The 1,520-nt window shown below is 36.1% G+C and carries 1 protein-coding gene; it reads right to left on the reverse strand.

Annotated elements, in window-relative coordinates; genetic code table 11:
* Positions 1 to 1,304 (reverse strand): nitrate- and nitrite sensing domain-containing protein (locus tag FZ945_RS06845; RefSeq protein ID WP_262367163.1); only part of this gene is annotated, 1,304 nt, incomplete at its 3' end.
* Between the last annotated feature and the right edge of the window lie 216 nt (positions 1,305 to 1,520).

Genomic DNA, 1,520 nt, shown 5'->3' on the forward strand with positions numbered 1-1,520 from the left:
ATCTCAATGCCTAGTGAGTTTATACCACTTGCTATCTTACCATCATCATCAAGTCTTTTTGTAAAGTCTTGGTTTTTATAAGTGTTTAGTAGATCAAGTACATCTTTACCATTACTTGAGATTGCATTTTTAAGAGCAAGCTGCAAATCTTTAAATGTGCTTTTTAGTTGATTTAGAGCTGGGTTATTAGTATCAGCTTCTAGGCTTGCTTCATAGTTGCCATCTTTTATCTCATTTACAAAGGTGTTGGCTTTTTGGATGAAGGTGTTTTCATGCTCTTTTGCCGTCTGGATAACCTCTATATTTTCATTTATAAGCGACGACATGATGCAAATTTCATCTTTGCCTTTTAAGCTTAGAAGTTTGGCAGAATTTGTCTTGTTATTTAGATATAAGAAAAACTCGCTTAGCCCGCCCTTTACGCTATCGATGCCTGAGATGATATTTTTACCAACAACAAGCGAGATAAAGACGAGTGCTACAATAAAACAGGCAAGCATTATAGCCATAAATAGCACAAGGTTGCTGGCTTCATCTTTGTCGTGTATGGCTAGCTCTTTCATATCATTTAACAAGTAAAGCTCGTAGTTTCTGAGGCTATCGATCAAATTTGTGATGCTCTTAAACCAGCTAGCCGCCTCGATCTTTCTGGCTGTCTCTTCTGGAGTAGCGATAGCGTCTTTGATAATCTCATCTATTTGCTTAAATTCGTTGCTTTGCAATATATCTTTTTGCAGGCTGTCTGCGTATTTGCCGCTATTAAATTTGACATAGTCGTTTAAAAGCTTTTTGATGTTTGCGTCGTGAGAGATCAAATTTACATATGTGTTTTTGTCGATCTCATCTTTGATAAAGGCGACGTTCATTATCGCTCTTGTGATGCCGTAGTACTCTTTGATCTTTGAAATGCTAAAAATCCTAGCCACATCATCTTTTATAGCTGGCTTGGCGTCTTTTGAGAGAGAATTTAAAAAGACAAGCGTGTTTTCTATCATACCGCTATATTCGCCAAGGAGATTAAATTTCTCTTTTTTATCGACCTTTGCCCTTATGCCACTAAGTACTCTTAACACCTCATCTTTGTTTGAGAGCTCTTTCACGATCCCATCGACCTTAGCTCTTTGCTCTTTTAAATTTTTCTCAGAGTCTTTGCCGTTTGCTATGAAAGCTGCGCTATAACCACGCTCTTTTTGAAGCTCATGGATAAATTCGCCCTGCTTTATGATATCTTCGCTCATTGAAAGGTTTGAAATAGCTTCACTTCTGCTGTTTAAAACGCCTTTTAAGATGTAAACACTAGTCACGCTTAGACAAAGCAAACTCACAAAAACGATGAGTAATATTTTAGATTTTATACTTAGATTATTCATTTTATTTTTCTATCCCTCGATCAAAAACCACTATCCAGTGGCATTTTTTGGTATTTTGGGGCGGATTGTATAATTTTTATTATTAAATAAAACTTGAAACCAGAAATTACCTTTAAGCAATATTTAATAAATTTTGGCTTGCAAATGCCG

This window comes from Campylobacter concisus, assembly GCF_902460535.1.
In the GTDB taxonomy this organism is placed as follows: domain Bacteria; phylum Campylobacterota; class Campylobacteria; order Campylobacterales; family Campylobacteraceae; genus Campylobacter_A; species Campylobacter_A concisus_AS.